This is a genomic window from Novipirellula aureliae (assembly GCF_007860185.1).
GTDB classification, from domain to species: Bacteria; Planctomycetota; Planctomycetia; order Pirellulales; family Pirellulaceae; genus Novipirellula_A; species Novipirellula_A aureliae.
Map to the genome: position 1 here is coordinate 1 of NZ_SJPY01000039.1, position 1,206 is coordinate 1,206.

The following is a 1,206-nucleotide window of genomic DNA, read 5'->3' on the forward strand; positions in this document are numbered from 1 at the left end:
TATACGTCGTCACATCGGCGTCGACGGTCGTGAGCGGTGACCACGTGCTGCCGTCCGTGCTCCACTGGATGTTGAAGGATGCTTCGTCGGTCGAGTTATCGGTCCAGGTCAAGTCAATCTGGGTATCCGAAATGGCCGTAGCGGTCAATCCACTGGGCGTCTCGGGCCAAGCGGACGTTGATACGTCAACTACATTCGAGTAGTTCGAAGAGAGATAGTTCGGCCAACCGGCATAGGCGCGAACGCGGAAGCTGTAGTTGGTGGACGGCTTGAACTCGCGCTCGATCGTACCGGTTGTGGAATCACCCGCGAAGGACTGCTGTATCCAACTCCCGTCGACACGTGTCTCGACGTAGTAGTTGGATTCGATGGCGGAATTGTCTTGCCACGTCAGTACGGCCTCGGGGCCGTTGATGGACGTCAAGACCAAGTTTGTTGGGGCCGTGGGCAGGGTTCTGGCGGAACTAACGCTCGAATAGTGCGAATCGCCATATGTATTGGTGGCCTGGACCCGGTAGTAACGACGGGTGCCTTCGGTGAGACTTGCATCTCTATACGTCGTCACATCGGCGTCGACGGTCGTGAGCGGTGACCACGTGCTGCCGTCCGTGCTCCACTGGATGTTGAAGGATGCTTCGTCGGTCGAGTTATCGGTCCAGGTCAAGTCAATCTGGGTATCCGAAATGGCCGTAGCGGTCAATCCACTGGGCGTCTCGGGCCAAGCGGACGTTGATACGTCAACTACATTCGAGTAGTTCGAAGAGAGATAGTTCGGCCAACCGGCATAGGCGCGAACGCGGAAGCTGTAGTTGGTGGACGGCTTGAACTCGCGCTCGATCGTACCGGTTGTGGAATCACCCGCGAAGGACTGCTGTATCCAACTCCCGTCGACACGTGTCTCGACGTAGTAGTTGGATTCGATGGCGGAATTGTCTTGCCACGTCAGTACGGCCTCGGGGCCGTTGATGGACGTCAAGACCAAGTTTGTTGGGGCCGTGGGCAGGGTTCTGGCGGAACTAACGCTCGAATAGTGCGAATCGCCATATGTATTGGTGGCCTGGACCCGGTAGTAGCGACGGGTGCCTTCGGTGAGACTTGCATCTCTATACGTCGTCACATCGGCGTCGACGGTCGTGAGCGGTGACCACGTGCTGCCGTCCGTGCTCCACTGGATGTTGAAGGATGCTTCGTCGGTCGAGTTATCGG

At 57.5% G+C, this 1,206-nt stretch carries 1 protein-coding gene; it reads right to left on the reverse strand.

The genetic code is table 11. The features are described 5' to 3' along the window. The coding region (locus tag Q31b_RS27730) for a fibronectin type III domain-containing protein (RefSeq protein ID WP_146602925.1) at nucleotides 1-1,206 on the reverse strand (1,206 nt) is incomplete at both ends.